This window comes from Marinactinospora endophytica (genome assembly GCF_054780875.1).
Genome location: NZ_BAAGVM010000014.1, coordinates 170,217 through 186,290 on the forward strand (window position 1 = coordinate 170,217; position 16,074 = coordinate 186,290).

Annotated in this window: 13 protein-coding genes; 6 read left to right on the plus strand and 7 right to left on the minus strand. The window is 69.7% G+C overall.

Going from position 1 to position 16,074, the window contains the following annotated elements; translation table 11 throughout:
• Positions 1-93: 93 nt before the first annotated feature.
• From ACYVHU_RS23275 to ACYVHU_RS23285, 3 genes are read left to right on the plus strand one after another with little or no spacing between them, the layout of a single operon-like run.
• Complete coding sequence (locus ACYVHU_RS23275) at positions 94-1,860, plus strand: AbeC-like domain-containing protein (RefSeq protein WP_144390014.1); 1,767 nt, start codon at positions 94-96, stop codon at positions 1,858-1,860.
• Entirely contained in the window at positions 1,857-2,759 is a 903-nt protein-coding gene (locus tag ACYVHU_RS23280) for a 5'-methylthioadenosine/S-adenosylhomocysteine nucleosidase (protein ID WP_078760864.1), read from the plus strand. The genes ACYVHU_RS23275 and ACYVHU_RS23280 overlap by 4 nt, the downstream gene beginning before the upstream one ends.
• Positions 2,760-2,813: 54 nt before the next feature.
• Positions 2,814-3,542, plus strand: coding sequence for a hypothetical protein (locus ACYVHU_RS23285; protein WP_200813554.1), 729 nt, complete (start codon positions 2,814-2,816; stop codon positions 3,540-3,542).
• A 447-nt stretch (positions 3,543-3,989) separates the two neighbouring features.
• On the opposite strand, the gene ACYVHU_RS23290 is transcribed toward ACYVHU_RS23285, so the two are convergent.
• A complete protein-coding gene (locus ACYVHU_RS23290; RefSeq protein WP_498949502.1) occupies positions 3,990-7,109 on the minus strand; it encodes a bifunctional cytochrome P450/NADPH--P450 reductase in 3,120 nt (1,039 codons plus the stop codon).
• A gap of 82 nt (positions 7,110-7,191) precedes the next feature.
• Between ACYVHU_RS23290 and ACYVHU_RS23295 the strand changes: the two genes are divergently transcribed.
• Positions 7,192-7,758 carry a TetR/AcrR family transcriptional regulator gene (locus tag ACYVHU_RS23295; protein WP_159457230.1) on the plus strand — a complete coding sequence of 189 codons (567 nt, stop codon included), beginning with the start codon at positions 7,192-7,194 and terminating at the stop codon, positions 7,756-7,758.
• A gap of 36 nt (positions 7,759-7,794) precedes the next feature.
• On the opposite strand, the gene ACYVHU_RS23300 is transcribed toward ACYVHU_RS23295, so the two are convergent.
• Positions 7,795-8,976 (minus strand): GTP-binding protein, encoded by a 1,182-nt coding sequence (locus tag ACYVHU_RS23300; RefSeq protein WP_432940141.1) that lies wholly within the window; start codon positions 8,974-8,976, stop codon positions 7,795-7,797.
• 227 nt (positions 8,977-9,203) lie between these two features.
• Here ACYVHU_RS23300 and ACYVHU_RS23305 point away from each other — a divergent pair, with 227 nt between their 5' ends.
• Both ACYVHU_RS23305 and ACYVHU_RS23310 read left to right on the plus strand, forming a co-directional pair.
• A complete protein-coding gene (locus tag ACYVHU_RS23305) occupies positions 9,204-9,968 on the plus strand; it encodes a ZIP family metal transporter (RefSeq protein ID WP_235000829.1) in 765 nt (254 codons plus the stop codon).
• A gap of 277 nt (positions 9,969-10,245) precedes the next feature.
• On the plus strand, positions 10,246-10,935 hold the full coding sequence (locus tag ACYVHU_RS23310; RefSeq protein WP_078760860.1) for a MerR family transcriptional regulator: 690 nt from the start codon (positions 10,246-10,248) through the stop codon (positions 10,933-10,935).
• On the opposite strand, the gene ACYVHU_RS23315 is transcribed toward ACYVHU_RS23310, so the two are convergent.
• The 5 genes from ACYVHU_RS23315 to ACYVHU_RS23335 all read right to left on the minus strand — a co-directional run bounded on the left by ACYVHU_RS23315 (position 10,902) and on the right by ACYVHU_RS23335 (position 16,054).
• The gene (locus ACYVHU_RS23315; RefSeq protein ID WP_498949504.1) at positions 10,902-11,846 is read right to left on the minus strand and encodes a DUF2382 domain-containing protein; all 945 of its coding nucleotides are present in this window, start codon (positions 11,844-11,846) and stop codon (positions 10,902-10,904) included. The two genes, ACYVHU_RS23310 and ACYVHU_RS23315, sit on opposite strands and share 34 nt — an antisense overlap.
• A gap of 208 nt (positions 11,847-12,054) precedes the next feature.
• Positions 12,055-12,798 carry a class I SAM-dependent methyltransferase gene (locus tag ACYVHU_RS23320; RefSeq protein ID WP_078760858.1) on the minus strand — a complete coding sequence of 248 codons (744 nt, stop codon included), beginning with the start codon at positions 12,796-12,798 and terminating at the stop codon, positions 12,055-12,057.
• The gene (locus ACYVHU_RS23325; protein WP_235000828.1) at positions 12,791-14,278 is read right to left on the minus strand and encodes an ABC transporter ATP-binding protein; all 1,488 of its coding nucleotides are present in this window, start codon (positions 14,276-14,278) and stop codon (positions 12,791-12,793) included. The genes ACYVHU_RS23320 and ACYVHU_RS23325 overlap by 8 nt, the downstream gene beginning before the upstream one ends.
• A gap of 49 nt (positions 14,279-14,327) precedes the next feature.
• Positions 14,328-15,122: an ABC transporter permease subunit gene (locus ACYVHU_RS23330; RefSeq protein WP_078760856.1), complete on the minus strand. Its 795-nt coding sequence runs from the start codon at positions 15,120-15,122 to the stop codon at positions 14,328-14,330.
• The gene (locus ACYVHU_RS23335; RefSeq protein ID WP_235000827.1) at positions 15,119-16,054 is read right to left on the minus strand and encodes an ABC transporter permease; all 936 of its coding nucleotides are present in this window, start codon (positions 16,052-16,054) and stop codon (positions 15,119-15,121) included. Before ACYVHU_RS23335 ends, ACYVHU_RS23330 begins: the two co-directional genes overlap by 4 nt.
• Positions 16,055-16,074 lie beyond the last annotated feature (20 nt).

Here is a 16,074-nt window from a genome sequence, read left to right on the forward strand (position 1 = left end):
CTCATCATCCCTCAATCTAAAGGTCAGCTTGACCAGAACCTCAAACCCACTTAAAGTCAAGGCGACCTTAACCAGTGAGGTGTTGGGGAGTTCATGAGCGACACCCAAGCGACGCCGACCACAGAAGAAGCGGTCTCCCAGTCAGGAGAGACCGCAGTGACCCGCCATCTATGCGCGGGCACCTACGTTGACCGTCCTTTTCGTGATCTTGTTATCCGCAAGGTGCACAACGCCCCCTATCGCCGGGTCGCTCCCTCTTACGGTTTCGACCTGGTGCCAGTCCTGAGGCACGCGTGGCACGCATGGGCGCTGGAAACCACGCTCTTGGCCGCGGTTCCCGGAATCCTCCTTCTTACTTGGTCCCTCGGCCACCGCCTCGCCGCCACACTGGCAGCAACGGGTTTCATCCTCTGCTCTCTGCTCTTGTTCATATTGCGTACCGCTCCAGAGATCATCCGTTTGAAAGTGACCCTGACCGCAGAGGAATGGCAAGAGCGGACCCGGAAGAATGGAAGGTGGAACGATTCAACAAGGCTACGCAAAAGAATCCGGTGGCTGAAAGCTTCACTTGGCGCCGGAGCAGCCACATCTATATTTCCCTGGATAGCGTCCCGCCTGCTCAACGAATCGCTAGAGAGCGCCCTTCCCGGCCTCATATCGATCCTATTCGGCGTAGTAATGCTAGCCGCTACCATCGGAGCTATACGGCAGCTCTTGCTGAATCACATACATGCGAATCCAACGCTACGCCCTTCTTCCCTAACTTCTCGCGAGAGGGCAGTGGACGCCCAGCAATTCCACGGCTGCACCGTCTATCGCCGACCTGAAGGAAGAGGGGGAGAAGAGTATGAGGAAATCAGGTTTCTCTCACCTGAAGAGAATGACCTCCGCTCCCCCTTCATCGGCAGTGGTGAACTGGTACACCGCTGGATCCCACCCTTGACCGTACAATTACTTCGCCCCGGAAACGAAGGGATGACACAGAGGAGACATAACTCTCTCCCATTCAATGCACATGAACTAGTCGATCATCTTCGGACAACAATAAAAGGGCTCGACAGTGGAACCGGCAGCGGCCGCATGCGCGGTTTACAAGTCACCGACCGGGTCTACGTTGCCGAAACCGACGTTTCGAAAGACCGTAGCCTCCTGACAGAACCACTGACCCCAGACCGTCTTGCGGAAATAATCGACAACCCCGATGAAAAAGCCGACCATTTCCTTGTGATCACGGCCCCTTACGCAGAGGCCGAGTTAATCACGACGGTTTTCCTGCGAGTAAGCATCAAAAGCCGGACTCTAAGCCTGGAATTTTCTTCTTGCGCTCTAACCCGAACCCTCGACGATCACCGGAAAATTGATGCCTACGCAGAGCACGGCAAGCTCGCAGTCGCCCGCTCGGCCTTACGAGAGGTGGTGGGGCTCCCGAGCACAATCCGGCGAACCCCTCGACTCATCCAAGCACCCATTTTCCTAATCTGCGCTCTTTGGTCCAGGAAGGACCGCTCGATCCGACCACGTCGGGGCATCCATATAGGTCCCAGGATAAGCATTCGCGAGAACGCCTCTCAAGACTGGCTTGAGATCTCCCAACGGGATCATGATGTGATCTTCGACCAAATGAAGATCATCGAACAGTGGATTCTGAAAGCCACTGAAGAATTTTTGGAGACACACGAGGTGGACACGTCCACCTTCAAGAAGCAGGCCGTCAACATTATCAACAGCGGAGTCTTGAACATGGGCGGCAAGACAGAAGTAAACAACTCCGCGATTGGCCGTAACTCTCGCACCCGTAATGAATCTTCAGGGAAACCTGACGACCAGGGCAACCAAAGCCAGGACACGGAGAACAAATGAAAAGCGAGAATATTCGCGAGATCACTAATAGCGGAATCATGAACCTAAGCGGAACCACACAGGTATACAGTTCAGCCGTGGGAGACGGCGCATCAATAGGAGAATCACACGATCACAGCCGAATTAATTTTCCCAACAGAATGGAAGAGGAGTGTCATATCGGCATAGTCACCATACTCGCAGAGGAAGCCGCCGCAGTCGTTAGCGAATTGGGAATCCCCCGCAGATCTCAGAAGGTCGGACCGCTACGCTTCTATAAAGGAGAAATAGACACAGGGGAGGGTGTAGCTAGGGTAGCCGTAATCCGAGCACTTTCCCAAGGACAAAGAGCAGCAATGGGTGCATTGGAGAATCTCCGCAGGTGCTTTTCTCCTAAGATCACGGCACTCGTCGGGATTGGGGGAGGCATCCACAGCAGTGTCGCCGTCGGCGATGTTGTGGTTGCCACACGAGTCGTTTACTACGACCTACGAAGGGAGAGCCATGAAGGCGTACAGCCCCGCGGTGAAGAACGGGAATCCCCTGCAAGCATACTGCATTCGGTGAACGCTTTCTTCACCGATCACGAAGAGCCAGCCACCCTCACTACAGCGACAGGAAAATTTCGCGTCTTCACTGGTCCGATCGGCTCCGGAGAAGCAGTCGTGACAGACGATAGGGGATGGATCAAGAAATATCTGACCTCCTATAACGACAAAATTCTCGCAGTGGATATGGAGGCTGGAGCGATCACTCAGTTTTCTCAAGAAAACTCCGCAATCAGCAGCGGCGCACCCGAATGGCTAGTCGTGCGTGGAATCTCAGATAAAGCAGACGCCACAAAGAACGATGACCACCATAAAGTAGCAGCAATTAATGCCGCGGCGACACTGAAGGCACTCATTCCCTACCTTATCTAGATTCTAAGCTGCCAGGGGCAGGGGAGGAACCCCTGCCTCCAGGAGGAGGTAGGAATGAACGAATTCATTATCGGTGTGTTGAGCTCCATCATAGCTACAGCGCTCACCGTCACCCTCGGCTGGCTGTTCTCCAGAGGAATCCGCCGCAGAATCGTAGCTCGACTGGCAGGTTTGACCGGACTAGGCATCCACTATGTCTACGACCAGCAGCGAGAAGCCGAACGGGATCTAGCCCTCGATCTTAACAACGCACGCTGGTTATGGGTGATGGCCGGTCGAGGAAATGCGCTGACACGTGACACCTTCGTTTCGTTATGGACGAAGTCAGCGGGACGACTGGAGAGCACTCGAATCCTCTTGCCTGATCCAGAAGGCGGTCCAGAATCATGGCTAACAAAGAGAGAGGAAGAAATCCAGAAAATCGACCCAGGGTTCCGGCCAGGGTTACTCGCCGAGCAAGTGAACGCGAATTTAACATACCTATCCGAGATCGCTCGCAAAACAAAGAACACCGCTATCCGCTTCTACGATCTCCCAAACATGTGTCGAGTGATCGCAACAGACGAGGCCGCCTACATAACCTTCTACAGGCCATCTGAACACGGCAGAAACTCACCTTGCGTTTACACGCAACGACCCAGCCTAATGTACGACTTTGCTTTACATTTATTTTCTAGAGCCTGGGAGGCAAGCCGCCCTCTGGACGATGGGGCACCCTACGGCCCACATGAAGCCTCTGTTCACCCCTCACCTCCGCCTTCTCAAGAAGACAGGTCACTTTAGACAGTTTCCCGTAAACACTCCGGGACATAATGGATGGCCTACTCGTTTACCTCATCATCCGACGATAATGAGGCTGCGCGGGCGGTGAGCCGAATATAGCAAGGGAAACCCCGTCCCCCTGAGTTGAAAAATCCCACAAAAACTTCCTGCTCTTCATCCGCGCAGAATCAGCGATACAAGGCGTTGCGCTTCTCCTGCCAGGAAGGCGGGTTCTTGTTTCTGTTCTTGTTCTGGCGTCGGTGGTAGTACGGAACAACCAGGCCGGCCCCCCTGGTAGTTGCCGTCGGCAATCTTCAAGAGGGGCCGACAACGGTCTTCGCACCGAAGTCCCATGCCCGGCTACGGTTGCCGGACAGCGGTCTGCTGGCGGTGACAAAGCAGGCATCGGCGTCCATCGCGACCTAGTGGTTCCGAATCATGAACGCAGCTCAAGACGCTCTCTAGCCGTCAGGCGAAGATGTCCTGGTGGTAGCGGCCCTCGGCCTCCAGGCGGCGCATCCAGGCCTCACCGTCCCCGCCGGTACGGTCGTGGTGGATGCGGGCGAGGGTCCGGCGGACCGCGGGGGCCATGCGCACCCCGTCGCCGCAGACGTAGACGTGCGCGCCCTGGTCGAGCAGGTCGCCCACGACGTCGGCCTTAGCGGCGAGCGCGTCCTGGACGAAGCGGTGGGGGTGCCCCTCCACGGCCGAGAAGGCGGTGTGGACCCGGGCCACCCCGGCGCGCTCCCACTCCTCCAGCTCCCGGCGGTACAGCCAGTCGTGCTCGGGGTGGCGGCAGCCGCAGAACACCTCGACCCGGCCGGAGGCGCCGGTCAGGAAGCGTTCCTCCAGGAATCCGCGCAACGGGGCGAACCCGGTTCCGGGCCCGATGAGGAGCAGCGGCGTCGCGGGATCGGCGGGCAGCCGGAAGGCCGGCGCCGGGACCCGGACGTAGCCGTAGAAGACGTCGCCGGGGCGCAGACCGGCCAGGTAGGCCGAACAGGTCCCCCGGTAGTGGCCGGCACCCGAAAGGGCCGGCCCCTCGACCAGGCCCACGGTGATGCGCACCCGTCCGGGGTCGGCCAGCGCGGAGGAGGAGATCGAGTAGTAGCGCGGCCGGATCGGTCCGGCCATCTCCAGGAAGACCGGCAGCGGCAACTCGATCGCGGGGAAGCGTTCGAGCAGGGTGAGCACCGACACACGGGGGGTCAAGACGTCCTCGACGTAGTCCAGCCGGGCCAGCTCCCCCCGCGTCCAGGGGCACGCGGTGTGCGCGGCCAGGGTCTCCAGGTCGGCGCGGGTGGCCGTCTCCTGCAACTCCACGAACTCGCTCAGCAGCAGTCCCGCCGTCACCGGCGTGTCCAATGGCAGGTGGCTGCTCCCCTCAGCGCGCAGCCGCACCACCTGTTCGCGGGGAATCCGCAGCAGGCGCAGCGCCCGCTCCACCGCCGTGGGGTCGTTCTTGGCGAAGACGGCGAGGTGGTCGCCGGCGGTGTAGGCGGTCCCTTCGGGCAACTCGGCCACGATGGAGCGCACGCCGGGCCGGGGGGCCTCCAGCTCGAAGTCCCACAGGCCCTCGGGGTCACCGGTGAGCTCCTCGTTGGCGACCACGGTCAGGGGGACGGCGTTCGCGGAGACGACGGCGGGCCGGACCTCGGTCTCGGGCAGCACCTCCATCGTGTAGCGCGGCCCCTCCTGCGCGGCGCTCGTGCCGTAGTGGGCGGCCAGGGCGGCCCACAGCCGTGTGGTCCACTCCGAGACGGCGCCGTCGAAGTCGCCGTCGGTGTCGGCCTCGCAGCGTTCGAGCAGGGGCTCGGCGCCCGCCCGGACGAGCTTGTCGAAGGCCCGCCGGGGAAAGTCCTGGTAGGTGGGCCACTGGGTGTTGCCGCAGCCGAGCAGGGCCAGGCGCACCCCCTTCATCGAGGGCAGCGCGGCGAGGGCGTCGAAGTCCTGGGCGTTGTCGGGCGCCTTGCCGTTGTAGGTCGAGGTGACCACGGCGAGCACACCCTCCCCGGGTGGCGCGGCGGCCAGCTCGTCCAGGGTCGTCAGGGTCGTGGTGAACCCGGAGCGCCCGGCCCGTTCGGCCAGGCGTTCGGCCACGTCGGCGGCGGTGCCCAGATTGGACCCGTAGGCCACGGTGAGGGCGACGCCGGTCACGGTCACCTCGTCGCCGCCGGTCTCGGGTTCGGGTTCGGCCGGCACGACGGCCGCCCGCTCGTGCGGACGGCGTTCGCGGACCCTGATGGTGAACCCCTCGGGTTTGAGGGTGAGGGTCTGGCGGGTGCGCATCCGGTAGGCGTGGGGGTCGGATATCGCGAAGGAGCGCAGGACCAGGGCCAGCGCCAGCCGGGCCTCGGTGAGGGCGAACTGCCGGCCGATGCAGGCCCGTTGCCCGTTACCGAACGGCTTGTAGCCGGCCGGGTGGTGGCCGGCGCGGTTCTCCGGCAGCCATCGGTCGATGTCGAACTCCTCGGGCCTGTCCCACGCCTTGGGGTGACGGTGCAGGGAGGGGAGCAGGACGACGACCTTGCGGCCCTTGGGGACGGGGTGGCCGCCCAGCGTGGTGTCAACGAAGGACTTGACGCTGAAGGCCGGGATCGGCGACCAGATCCGCAGCGTCTCGTCCAGGATCCGCGGGATCACGTCGAGCCGCATGATCGCCTCGTAGGTGGGCGGCTCCTCCCCCGGCAGCAGGCGGTCGACCTCGGCGTAGGCGCGGGCGAGCACGTGGGGGTTGCGCAGCAGGTTGTAGACCGCGAAGGACAGCAGCCCGCTGGTGGTCTCGTGCCCGGCGATGAGGAAGGTCAGCACCTGGTTGCGGATGTTCTCGTCCGACAGGCGCGCCCCCGTCTTGGGGTCGGCGGCCTCCATCATGAGGCCGAGCAGGTCGCGGCCTCCCGCGCGGCCCTCCTGGCGGCGGTGCCGGATGATGTCGTCGACCAGCTCCCGCATGGTCGCGATGTCGGCCCGGTAGCCGCGCTCCTGGCGCTTCATGAACCGGGTGACGAAGGGCGGGCGCCGGCTGCGCAGCATCGCCTCGGTGAGGGCCCGGCCCATCGCCTGGAGGAAGGGGTGCAGCTCGGGGGAGTCGAAGGAGTCGAAACGGTAGTCGAAGCCGGTGAGGGAGATCGTGTCGAGGGTGAGCCGGGTCATGTCGTCGCTGACGTCGATCTCCTCGCCCTGGCGGCGGCGCCAGGAGGCGACGAGCTGGTCGGCGATCTCCAGCATCTGCGGGAAGTAGGCCTTCATCGAGCGCTGCCCGAAGGCCGGCATCAGGATGCGGTGGGCGTGCCCCCACACCGGTTCGCTGCGGCGGGCGGTGAACAGGCCATCGCCGCCGAAGTCGCGGACGATCGACAGCGGCGGGTCGATCGACTTGTAGAAACGGCTCTCGTCGCAGACCTCGGCCACCAGGTCGGGGTCGTAGACGAGGAGCATCTCCTGGCCGAGCACCGTGACCCTGTAGATCCCCTCGGGGTGGGCGGCGGCGAGGGAGTTGAAGTAGGCGCTGGGGGCGTGGGCCGGGATCTGGAAGGTGTTGCCGACGAACGGGAGGCCGCGGGGGGCGGGGATCTCGGTGACCGTCATGGGACTCCTCGTGTTTCCGAGGGCCGGATATCTTCCGCGCCCTCCAGCCATACACCGTATGCCAGACGGTACCATACGACGTATGGCAAGTCATGCGCGCAGGGGAGCGCCCCTGACGCGGGAGGAGATCCTCACCACGGCGCTACGGTTGATCGACGCGGGCGGGGTCGAGGCCCTGACCATGCGCCGCCTGGCGGCCGAGCTCAGCGTCAACCCGATGTCGCTCTACCACCACGTGGAGAACAAGACCGCGCTGCTCGAAGGGGTCTGCTCCCTGGTGGTCGCGCGGCTGGAACCGCCTCCCGACGACGGCTCGGCCTGGCAGGATCGGCTGCGCGCGCTGGCCCACACCTACCGCTCGCTGGCGCGGCTGCATCCGGCGCTGTGGAGCTACGTGCAGGTCCACCCCGAGATGATCGGCAGGGAGGACGGCATGTGGGGCGCGCTGTGCCGGACCCTCCTCGCCGCCGGGGTGCCCAAGGAGGACCTGGCCGCCACCGGCGAGGCCCTGTACTCCTTCGTCTCGGGTTTCGTCACGGCCGAGAGCAGGGACGAGCTGGGCCGCCAGCGCGGCGCCGAGGACGTCGACCGCACCTTCGAGCTCGCCGTGGACATCATCGTGGCGGGCCTTCGGCGTACCACCGGCTGAGCCCCGCCCCTCGGGGACGGGGCCGGACGGCGACGGTCAGCGGACGCCGCCGAGCACCTCGGCGAAGGGGTCGTGGGCCGCCGGCCGCGTGTGGCCGGGGTCTCCCATCTCCTCGTCGGTGAGCAGGCAGGAGTCCAGGACCTCCGCGATCCGCCCGGCGTCGAGGTCGACCCCGGTGAAGGACAGGCACTGGCCGCGGTCACCGATGACGGGATGCCAGTCCACCCGCGCCGACATGCGGCGTTGCGCGGAGACGAGCGCCCAGGCGGTGTCGGGCAGCGCGGCCAGCCACGGTCCGGCCGCGCCGATCGCGAGCGCGCCACCGGCGGCCTCCCACGTCAGCAGCGTGTCGAGCCGTCCGGCCAACCAGAACCGTCCCCGGCTGCGCGGGGCCGCCTCGGCCAGCCGCTCCAGGGCGGCGTGCAGACGCTCGGGATGCAGGGGGCGCCTTCGACGCCACGTCATGGTGGACACCCGCCCGGTGCGGCGCGAGGCGGGGTACTGGGCGCAGGCGGGGTCCAGGCGCGCGGCGGCCGTGCGCGGCGAGAAGCGTCCACGGGTGGCGCGCAGCAGCCGCTCCCCCACCGGGGGCAGCACCAGGGCCGCGGGGTTGAGGTGTTCCAGCAACGCGCGCCCCTGTTCCCACAGGGCGTGGCCGCCGCGCGGGGCCGTCAGCGTGAGCAGCGTGGGGTACTCGACCTGTCGCGCCACCACCTCGGCGACGGTGTCGCCCTCCCCACGGGAGGCCGTCCACGGGGAGCGGCCGCGGGGCGCGGCGTCACCGGCCAGGTCGGTGGCGAGCAGGCCCGCCTCCACCGCGGTGCAGACCGCGGCCAGGTGGATGCGCCCCCGCGCGTCCTCCTCACCCTCCCAGGCGGAGATCGACTCGGCCACAGCCCGGGGTTCCACCGCGTCCGCCAGCTCGACCACGCACAGGGGGTGCTCCCCCTGCGCGGCGAGCCCTTCCAGGAAGGGCCGCAGGTCCTCACGCAGGGTGCAGGAGACGCAGGAGGGCACGGCGGCCACGCGCGCGCCGTCGACCACGCCCCAGCGGTCGCGCACCATCCGGTGGACCACTCCCTCGGCGACCCGCCCGAGATCGTGGTGGACGGCGACCGCCCTGGGCTCGGCCAGGAGCAGCTCGTCGACGGTGCGGGCGCGCGCCTCGCGGTGCCTGCCGGCCACGACCACCACCCGCATCGGACGTTCCTGTCGCATTCCACCCACCCTCCTAATGAAAACGATTTTCATTATCATACAGATGGATGGGCGCCGGGGAACCCGGCCGCGGAAGCCCCCTGCGCGGGGACGGCCGTCCGTTTCCCGCCGGCCCCGCACGCCGACCGGCGACGCCGCCCCGACCTGGTTAGACTCGCGCGCACCCGGCCGGACCGGGCGCGTTCCACGGGCCCCGCCCCACGGCCTCGACGTAACGGGAGGAAGCCGTGATCGCCGTCGCCGTCGCCGCCGCGGCCTTTCTCACGACCCTGCTCGGCGGCTGGACGGCGCGCCACGCCGGCGACCGCCGCCACCTGGCGCTGGGCCTGGCCGCGGGACTGATGCTGGGCGTGGTGGCCTTCGACCTGCTCCCCGAGGCCCTGGAGACCGCGGGTGGGGAGCTGTTCGGGGTGCCACAGGCCCTGTTGGCGGCGGCGGTCGGTTTCCTGGCCGTGCACGTCGTCGAACGATCGGTGGCCATCCACCGGGCCCACGAGGGGGAGTACGCCCCGCACACCCACCCGGTCGCCGCCACCCCGCCCCGTGGAGCCCCCGAACGGGGCATCGGCGTGGCCGCGGCGGGCGCGATGGTGCTGCACAGCCTCATGGACGGGCTGGCGATCGGCGCCGCCTTCCAGATCGGCGGCGGCGTGGGGGCGGCCGTGGCGGTCGCGGTGGTGGCCCACGACTTCGCCGACGGGTTCAACACCTACACCCTGGTCAGGACCTACGGCAACGACCGGCGCCGCGCGGCGGTGTTCGTCGCCGCCGACGCCCTCGCCCCGGTGGCCGGGGCCTCCCTCACCCTCGTCCTGACCGTCCCCGACCACCTGCTGGGGCTCTACCTGGGCCTCTTCTCCGGGTTCCTGCTCTACCTGGCGACCTCCGACATCCTGCCCGAGGCCCACAGCCCGCACCCCAACCGCGCCACGCTGGCCTGCACGCTGGCCGGCACGGCCCTGATGTGGGTGGTGGCCGGGCTGTCCCACTGACCGGGCAGAGGACGACCGTCTCGCTCCGCCGTCCCCGCCGTCCCGGTCCAGACGATCTCGAAGAAGCGGCCAGGGGCCATCCCGGTCCACATGCGGGAAGGACGGCGGCCCCACAACGCCTCCTCGGGCGAGCGTCGTCCCCTGGCAGCCGGAGACCGGGACGGCGGCCGGCGCGCCACCGGAGGCACCACCCCGCCCTGACGTCCTCCGGGACCAGGATCTTGACATCTCGCCCCGCCTCGCGGAGCGACGCCCTGGGGTGGGCCGGGGTCGTGTCATGACGGCGAGCGCGAGGGCACAGCCCGCTCGCGGCCCGCACACCGTCGGCCGTGACACCACCCCGCGAACTTTGCGGGAAGGGCCGCGCGCCGCGGCCCTGACCGACCGGCTGAGGGGCGGACGCCTTCCCGGCACCGTGCAGATCGGGGCCGTCGATCGCGGTCGCGCCGAACCGGACGCGCGAACGGGCCGACTTCGAGACGGCGCTCAGCGCGTTCGAGTCCGCCGCCGTGGAATCGGCGACGGTCGCGGCCTCGCCGGGGTGCGCACCTCGGCGCTACGGCTCTGGGAGAAGCGCGAACCGCTCGCCCCCCATCGGGAGCGGTCCACCGGATACCGGCGCTACGACGAGGCGGAACCGCTCAAGGCCCGGGGCGTCGCCCTGCTCAGACGGGCCCGCTCCCCTTCCCCGCCGTGTGAGCGGTGCCGGGGAACCGCGCGCCACGGCCGATCCCGGTCGGGTCCGCGCCGAACCCGCCGAACGGGGACGGGGACCGCGCCACCGGGATCCGCTGCGGCTACGCGCCCCGGCCGCCCTGGACGGCTACGCCGCGCACCGCGCCTTGGGAACGGCCGCCGCGCACGCCCCCGAGTCCGGCCGATCGGCTCGCGCATCGGGGCCGGGACACGGACCCGGCCCCCTCGGGTGGCCGGTCAACCGGCCGGCGGGCGGCGCCGCCCCCGGTAGTCGTCCTCGGTCAGGTGATCGGCCTCGCGGTCCACCTCGACGTGCTCCTTGCGCAGCTCGCCCTCGACGTGTTGGACGTCGGTGACCTTCTCCTTGGAGATGCGCACCTTCTCGACCGGCGTGGTCTCCTTGGCGACCACCGCGCGCTCGGCGTGCAGGATGATCTCCTCGTCCTCCTCGCCGATCTGCGCGTTCCCTGCGGTGGCCCGGTCCTCGTCGGTGAGGGGCACCCGTTCGACGTGGATCTCCTCATGGGACACCGGGACGTCCTGTTCGAAGTGCTCGGTGTCGACGGACTTGCGCACGTGGGCCCGCCCGCTCTCGCGGCTCTCGACCCCGACGTGGGCCTGCTCCTCCGACCGCACCATGGTGATGTCCTCATCCGCCATGGCGTCGGCGCGTCCCCGTCCGCTCCGGGTGTCGGCCTCGGCGGTCCGGGCGTCGGCCGCTTCGGCGTTCATGGCCCGGGCGTTGGCGGCGCGGGTGTCCGTTCCATGTTCGCCCGTGGCGCGGCCGGCCATTCCGGTCTCCTCCGCCGCGCCCGCGGCGTGCCGCCCCTGGGCGTCCCCTTGGTCCTGCATGCCACGCCGGGGCCCGGGGACCTGCACCCCGTAGTGCCGGTAGAGACGATTCTCCTCCTCCACCGACAGGTGGCGGTCGACGTCGAGGTCAGGGGCGTCTTTGATCCGCTCCTTGTCGAAGGGGACCATCAGGTCGCCCTCGTTGACGCGCGCCCCCTGCAACGGGACGAGGCTGTGCCGGCGGCCCAGCATGCCCGTCTGCACCGACACCCAGGTGGGTTTGTCCGTGCGGTCGTCGAAGTAGATCTGCTCGATCCTTCCGACGTTGTTCCCCTCCCGGTCGAGCAGCTTGTGACCGACGAACTCCTGCGCTGCCTTCTGCGGCGCCATGAGAACCGCCCCCGATCCGTTTCTCCCGTCGCTGTCACCGGACGACCGGTCCACTTTCCGTGTTCCGGCTCGTGGGCCGTGGTACCCGGGCGTTCACCACGCGACCCCGGGTTTTTCCTGACATATTCCGAAAAAGGGCTTTGGTATGACCTGGCCGCCCGTTGGTCACGAGGGCGCCGATCACCCGTCCCCGGGACGGCGCGGGTGGTCACCCCCGCCCGTGGGACAGGACGAACAAGCCCGCGCCGGCGGGGCCGAAGGCGGACACGGCCAACCCGTGGCGGGCCGTCTCCGCTCGCAGACCCGCCTCGTCAAGGGTCCACCAGGTGTAGTCGGTCCGGCTCGTGCGCACCCCGCCCAGCCCGTCGTGGACCTCGTACTCCATGTACCAGGTGACGCTCTCGGGGCCGGAGGGCTCGGCCGCGGCCCAGCCGACGCAGCGGCCACGGCCCACCCGCGCCTCCCCCATGGGGGCGCGGGGCACCCTCGCGGGCCGGAGGGGTTCGCTGAGGTTGAGCGCGATCCGTCCCCGGGGCGACAGCCGGCGGGCGAGGAGGGACCAGACACGTTCGCGACCATCAGGGTCGAAGTGGCCGATCACGTTCATCGCGAGCGCGCCGCAGATCCGCTCGGGAAGGCGGGCCGAGAGCAGGTCCTCGGCCACGACGCTGACCCGCTCGCGCAGGTCCGGCCGCTCGGCCACCCGCGACAGCAGGACGCCCCGCAACAACGGCGAGGGTTCGACCGCGAGCACCTCGGCCTCCGGCAGGACCTCGGCGGCCAGCCGCGTTCCCTGACCGCCGCCGGCCCCGATGTCGACCAGGGGGCCGGCCTGCGCGTCGACGCCGCGCAGCGCCTCGGCGACGTCCCGCCCGAACCGCTGCCACCAAGGCGCGATCAGGATGTCGATGTACTCGCCGGATCGGACATAGTCGTCCCGGTACTCACGCATCGGCGTTCTCCTTCTCATCTTTCTCGGGTGTCCGTCGTCCCCGGCCGTCACGGTCCGGCGCCGCCGCGTCCGCGGCGCTGCCGACGGGGAGCAACCGGGCGTGCTCCGGGTCGATCGCGAACACGCGGTCGGCCCGGGCGGCCACCGTGACGTCGTGGGTCACCAACAGCACCGCCATGGCCTGGCGCGCGCGCAGGTCCTCCAGCAGGTCCAGGACCGCGTGCGCGTTCACCGCGTCCAGCGCGGAGGTCACCTCGTCGGCGAGGAGGACTGCGGGACCGGCCGCCAGCGCCCTGGCGATCGCGACACGTTGCCGCTGCCCGCCCGAGAGTCCGCGCGGGCGGCGGCGGGCCACCTGCGGGGACAGGCCGACCTCCGCGAGCAGCTCCTCCGCCTGTCGCCGGGCCGGCGCCGCGGGCAGCGCGCGCAGGACCCGGGCCGGCCGGGCCAGCGCCGCACCGACACGGTGGGCCGGGTTGAGCGCCCCCAGCGGGTCCTGTCCGACGAACTGGACCGCGCGCAGCGACGAGCGGTCGCGGTCGGACACCCGGGCGGGCAGGGCACGCCCCTCGACCTCGACCGTGCCGGCCGTCGGGGGGTGCAGTCCGGCGACGGCCCGCAGCAACGTCGACTTGCCGCTGCCGGACGGCCCCACGACGGCGACGAGCTCGCCCCGGCCGATCTCCAGGTCGACCGAGGTCAACAGGGACGGTCCACCTCCGGGAGGGGCCACGTCGAGACCGCGGAGCCGCAGCGCCACCGGCTCGCCGCGTGACCGTCGCCGTGGCGCGGTGGCCGGTTCGCGGCGCGGGGCCGGCCGCGCGCCGACCGTCACCACCTCGTCCGCGACACGTTCGGCGAAACCCCGGTCGTGGGTGACGACGAGGGTCGCCGCCCCCGGCGTCGTGCGCCGCCGCAGCAGCACTCCCACGACGAGCTCGACGGTGGCGGGGTCGAGTCCGCTGGTCGGTTCGTCGAGGACGAGCAGGGGTGGATCGCCGACGATGGCGCGGGCCAGCGCCACGCGCTGGGCCTGGCCGCCGGAGAGCCGGTGGGGGCGGCGGTGCGCCACCTCCCGCGGGTCCAACCCGAGCTCGGCGAGGACCCGGCCAACGGCGTCGCCGCGACCGTCGCGGCCACGGGGGAACCCGTCGGCGACGAGACCGGCGACAGTCCGCAACGGGTGCAGGTCGGCCGCGGGGTCCTGGCCGAGCAGACCGGCCTCGGCCCTGCGCCATCGGCGGGCGGCGCGGCCGGGCGGCACCGGACGCCCGTTCCACCACGTGGTTCCGCCGGCTCGGCGCAGGCCGGGGGGAAGCGCGTCCAGGGCCGCGAGGACGGCGCTGGTCTTTCCACCGCCCGACTCCCCCATGACGGCCACCACCCGTCCCGGGGGGACCCGCAGGTCCAGCGGCCCCACGATCGGCCGTCCCCCCGCGTCCACCACCCGGATCCCGCGGACGTCGAGTCCTTCCGACACGTTTCGCCCCGCCTCTCCCCGCCCCGCCGTCTCCGTGACGGCCGGCGTCTCACCCATCGGAGCCCCTGTGGTGCGTCACCGTCTGCACCGCGAGGGCCAACGCCACCGTCACCAGGCCGAGGGCGACGGCGGGGGCGGCCACCGCCGCCGGGTTGGCCGCGATCCCCGGCATGTTCTCCCGCAGCATCAGCGCCCAGTCCGGGGCCGGCGGGGAGACACCGAACCCCAGCAGGTTCAGCGCCGAGGCGATCTGGAGGGCGACCACCAGGCGCAGGCCGAGGTCCGCGGCGACGAGCCCGCGCATGACGGGCAGCACCTCGCGGACCACGACGGCGACGGGCCGCTCCCCCCGGCACAACGCCGCCTCGACGTAGCCGCTGTGCCGCAGGGAACGGACCGCGTCACGCACCACCCGCAGCGTCAACGGCGCCCCTCCGCACACGGTGGCCACGACGACCGCGGCCCGGCCCGGCAGGGTGACGGCGGCGAGAAGGGCCAGCAGCAGCGTGGGGACGGCGAGCAGCAGGTCGGCCACACCGGTGAGCACCCGGTCCCAGGTCCGGCCGGCCCACCCCGCGGCGAGCCCGCCCGCCACGCCCACCAGGGAGGCGGCCAGGGCCGCGGCCACCCCGGTGACGAGAAGGTCACGGCCACCGGCCAGGACCCGGGACCACACGTCACGGCCCAGCCCGTCGGTGCCCAGCGGATGCCCCGGCCCGGCCGGCTGCCAGGCGGCGGCCACCGACGCGGTGGGGTCCTGGGGCGCCAGCACGCCCCCCAGGAGGACCACGCCCAACAGCAGCGGCAGGGACACCCCCGCCACCGCGACACCCAGCGCCCTCATCTCGCCCCTGCCTGTGTCCGGCCGGCGCGGGGGTCGGTGGCCGCCGCGACGAGGTCGGCGGCGAGCAGGCCGGCCAGCACCACCGCGGCCGCCAGCATCGCGCCGGCCTGGATCACCGGAAGGTCGCGCGCCGCCACGGAGGTGACCAGCAGCGACCCCAGCCCGGGATAGCCGAACAGGGTCTCCACGACCGTGGCCGCGGCGACCAGGCCGCCCGCGCTGATCGCGAGGATCCGCGTGAAGGGGGCGAGCAGGAACGGTGCGACGTCGACGCAGGCCACCAGCCACACCGGGCGGCCCCTGCGGTGCGCGTCGGCCACGTGAGGGCGGGCGAGTGTGTCGCGGACCGCGCCCGCCAGCAGTCCCGCGCCGAACAGCGCCGTGGGCACGGCGGTGGAGAGCACGGGCAGCACCAGCAGTTCGGGCACGGCGAGCGGGGAACGGTCCGGTGGCAGCAGCGAGACCGGAGGGACCAGGCCCAGCGCCCCCGACAGCAGCGCGGCCGATCCGCCGGCGACCACCACCGCGGGCACCGCCGCGCCCCCGGTGAGCACGGCCGCGGCCACCGTCCGCCCGCGCCGGGCGGCACCGCCCCACCAGCCGAGCACGAGCATGGCCGGCGCCGCCAGGAGCAGCGCCCCGCTGACCAGCACGGCCGTCGCCGGGACGCGCTGGGCGATGGCCTCGGCGACCGGTCGGCCGTTGACCAGGGAGACCCCGGCGTCCCCGGTGAGCAGTCCCCCCGCCCACGTGGCATAGCGCCACCAGGCCGGCTGGTCCAGGCCGAGCCGTTCGCGCAGGTCGGCCACCTGGTCCTCGGTGGCGCCGGGGGTGGCGCGCTGCGTCGCGGCGTCGCCGGGAAGCAGCTCGGTGGCGGCGAACACCGCGACCGACACCAGGAAGAGCAGCAGGAGGGTCCGCGCGACGGCCACGGCGACGGCCGGTCCCCTCC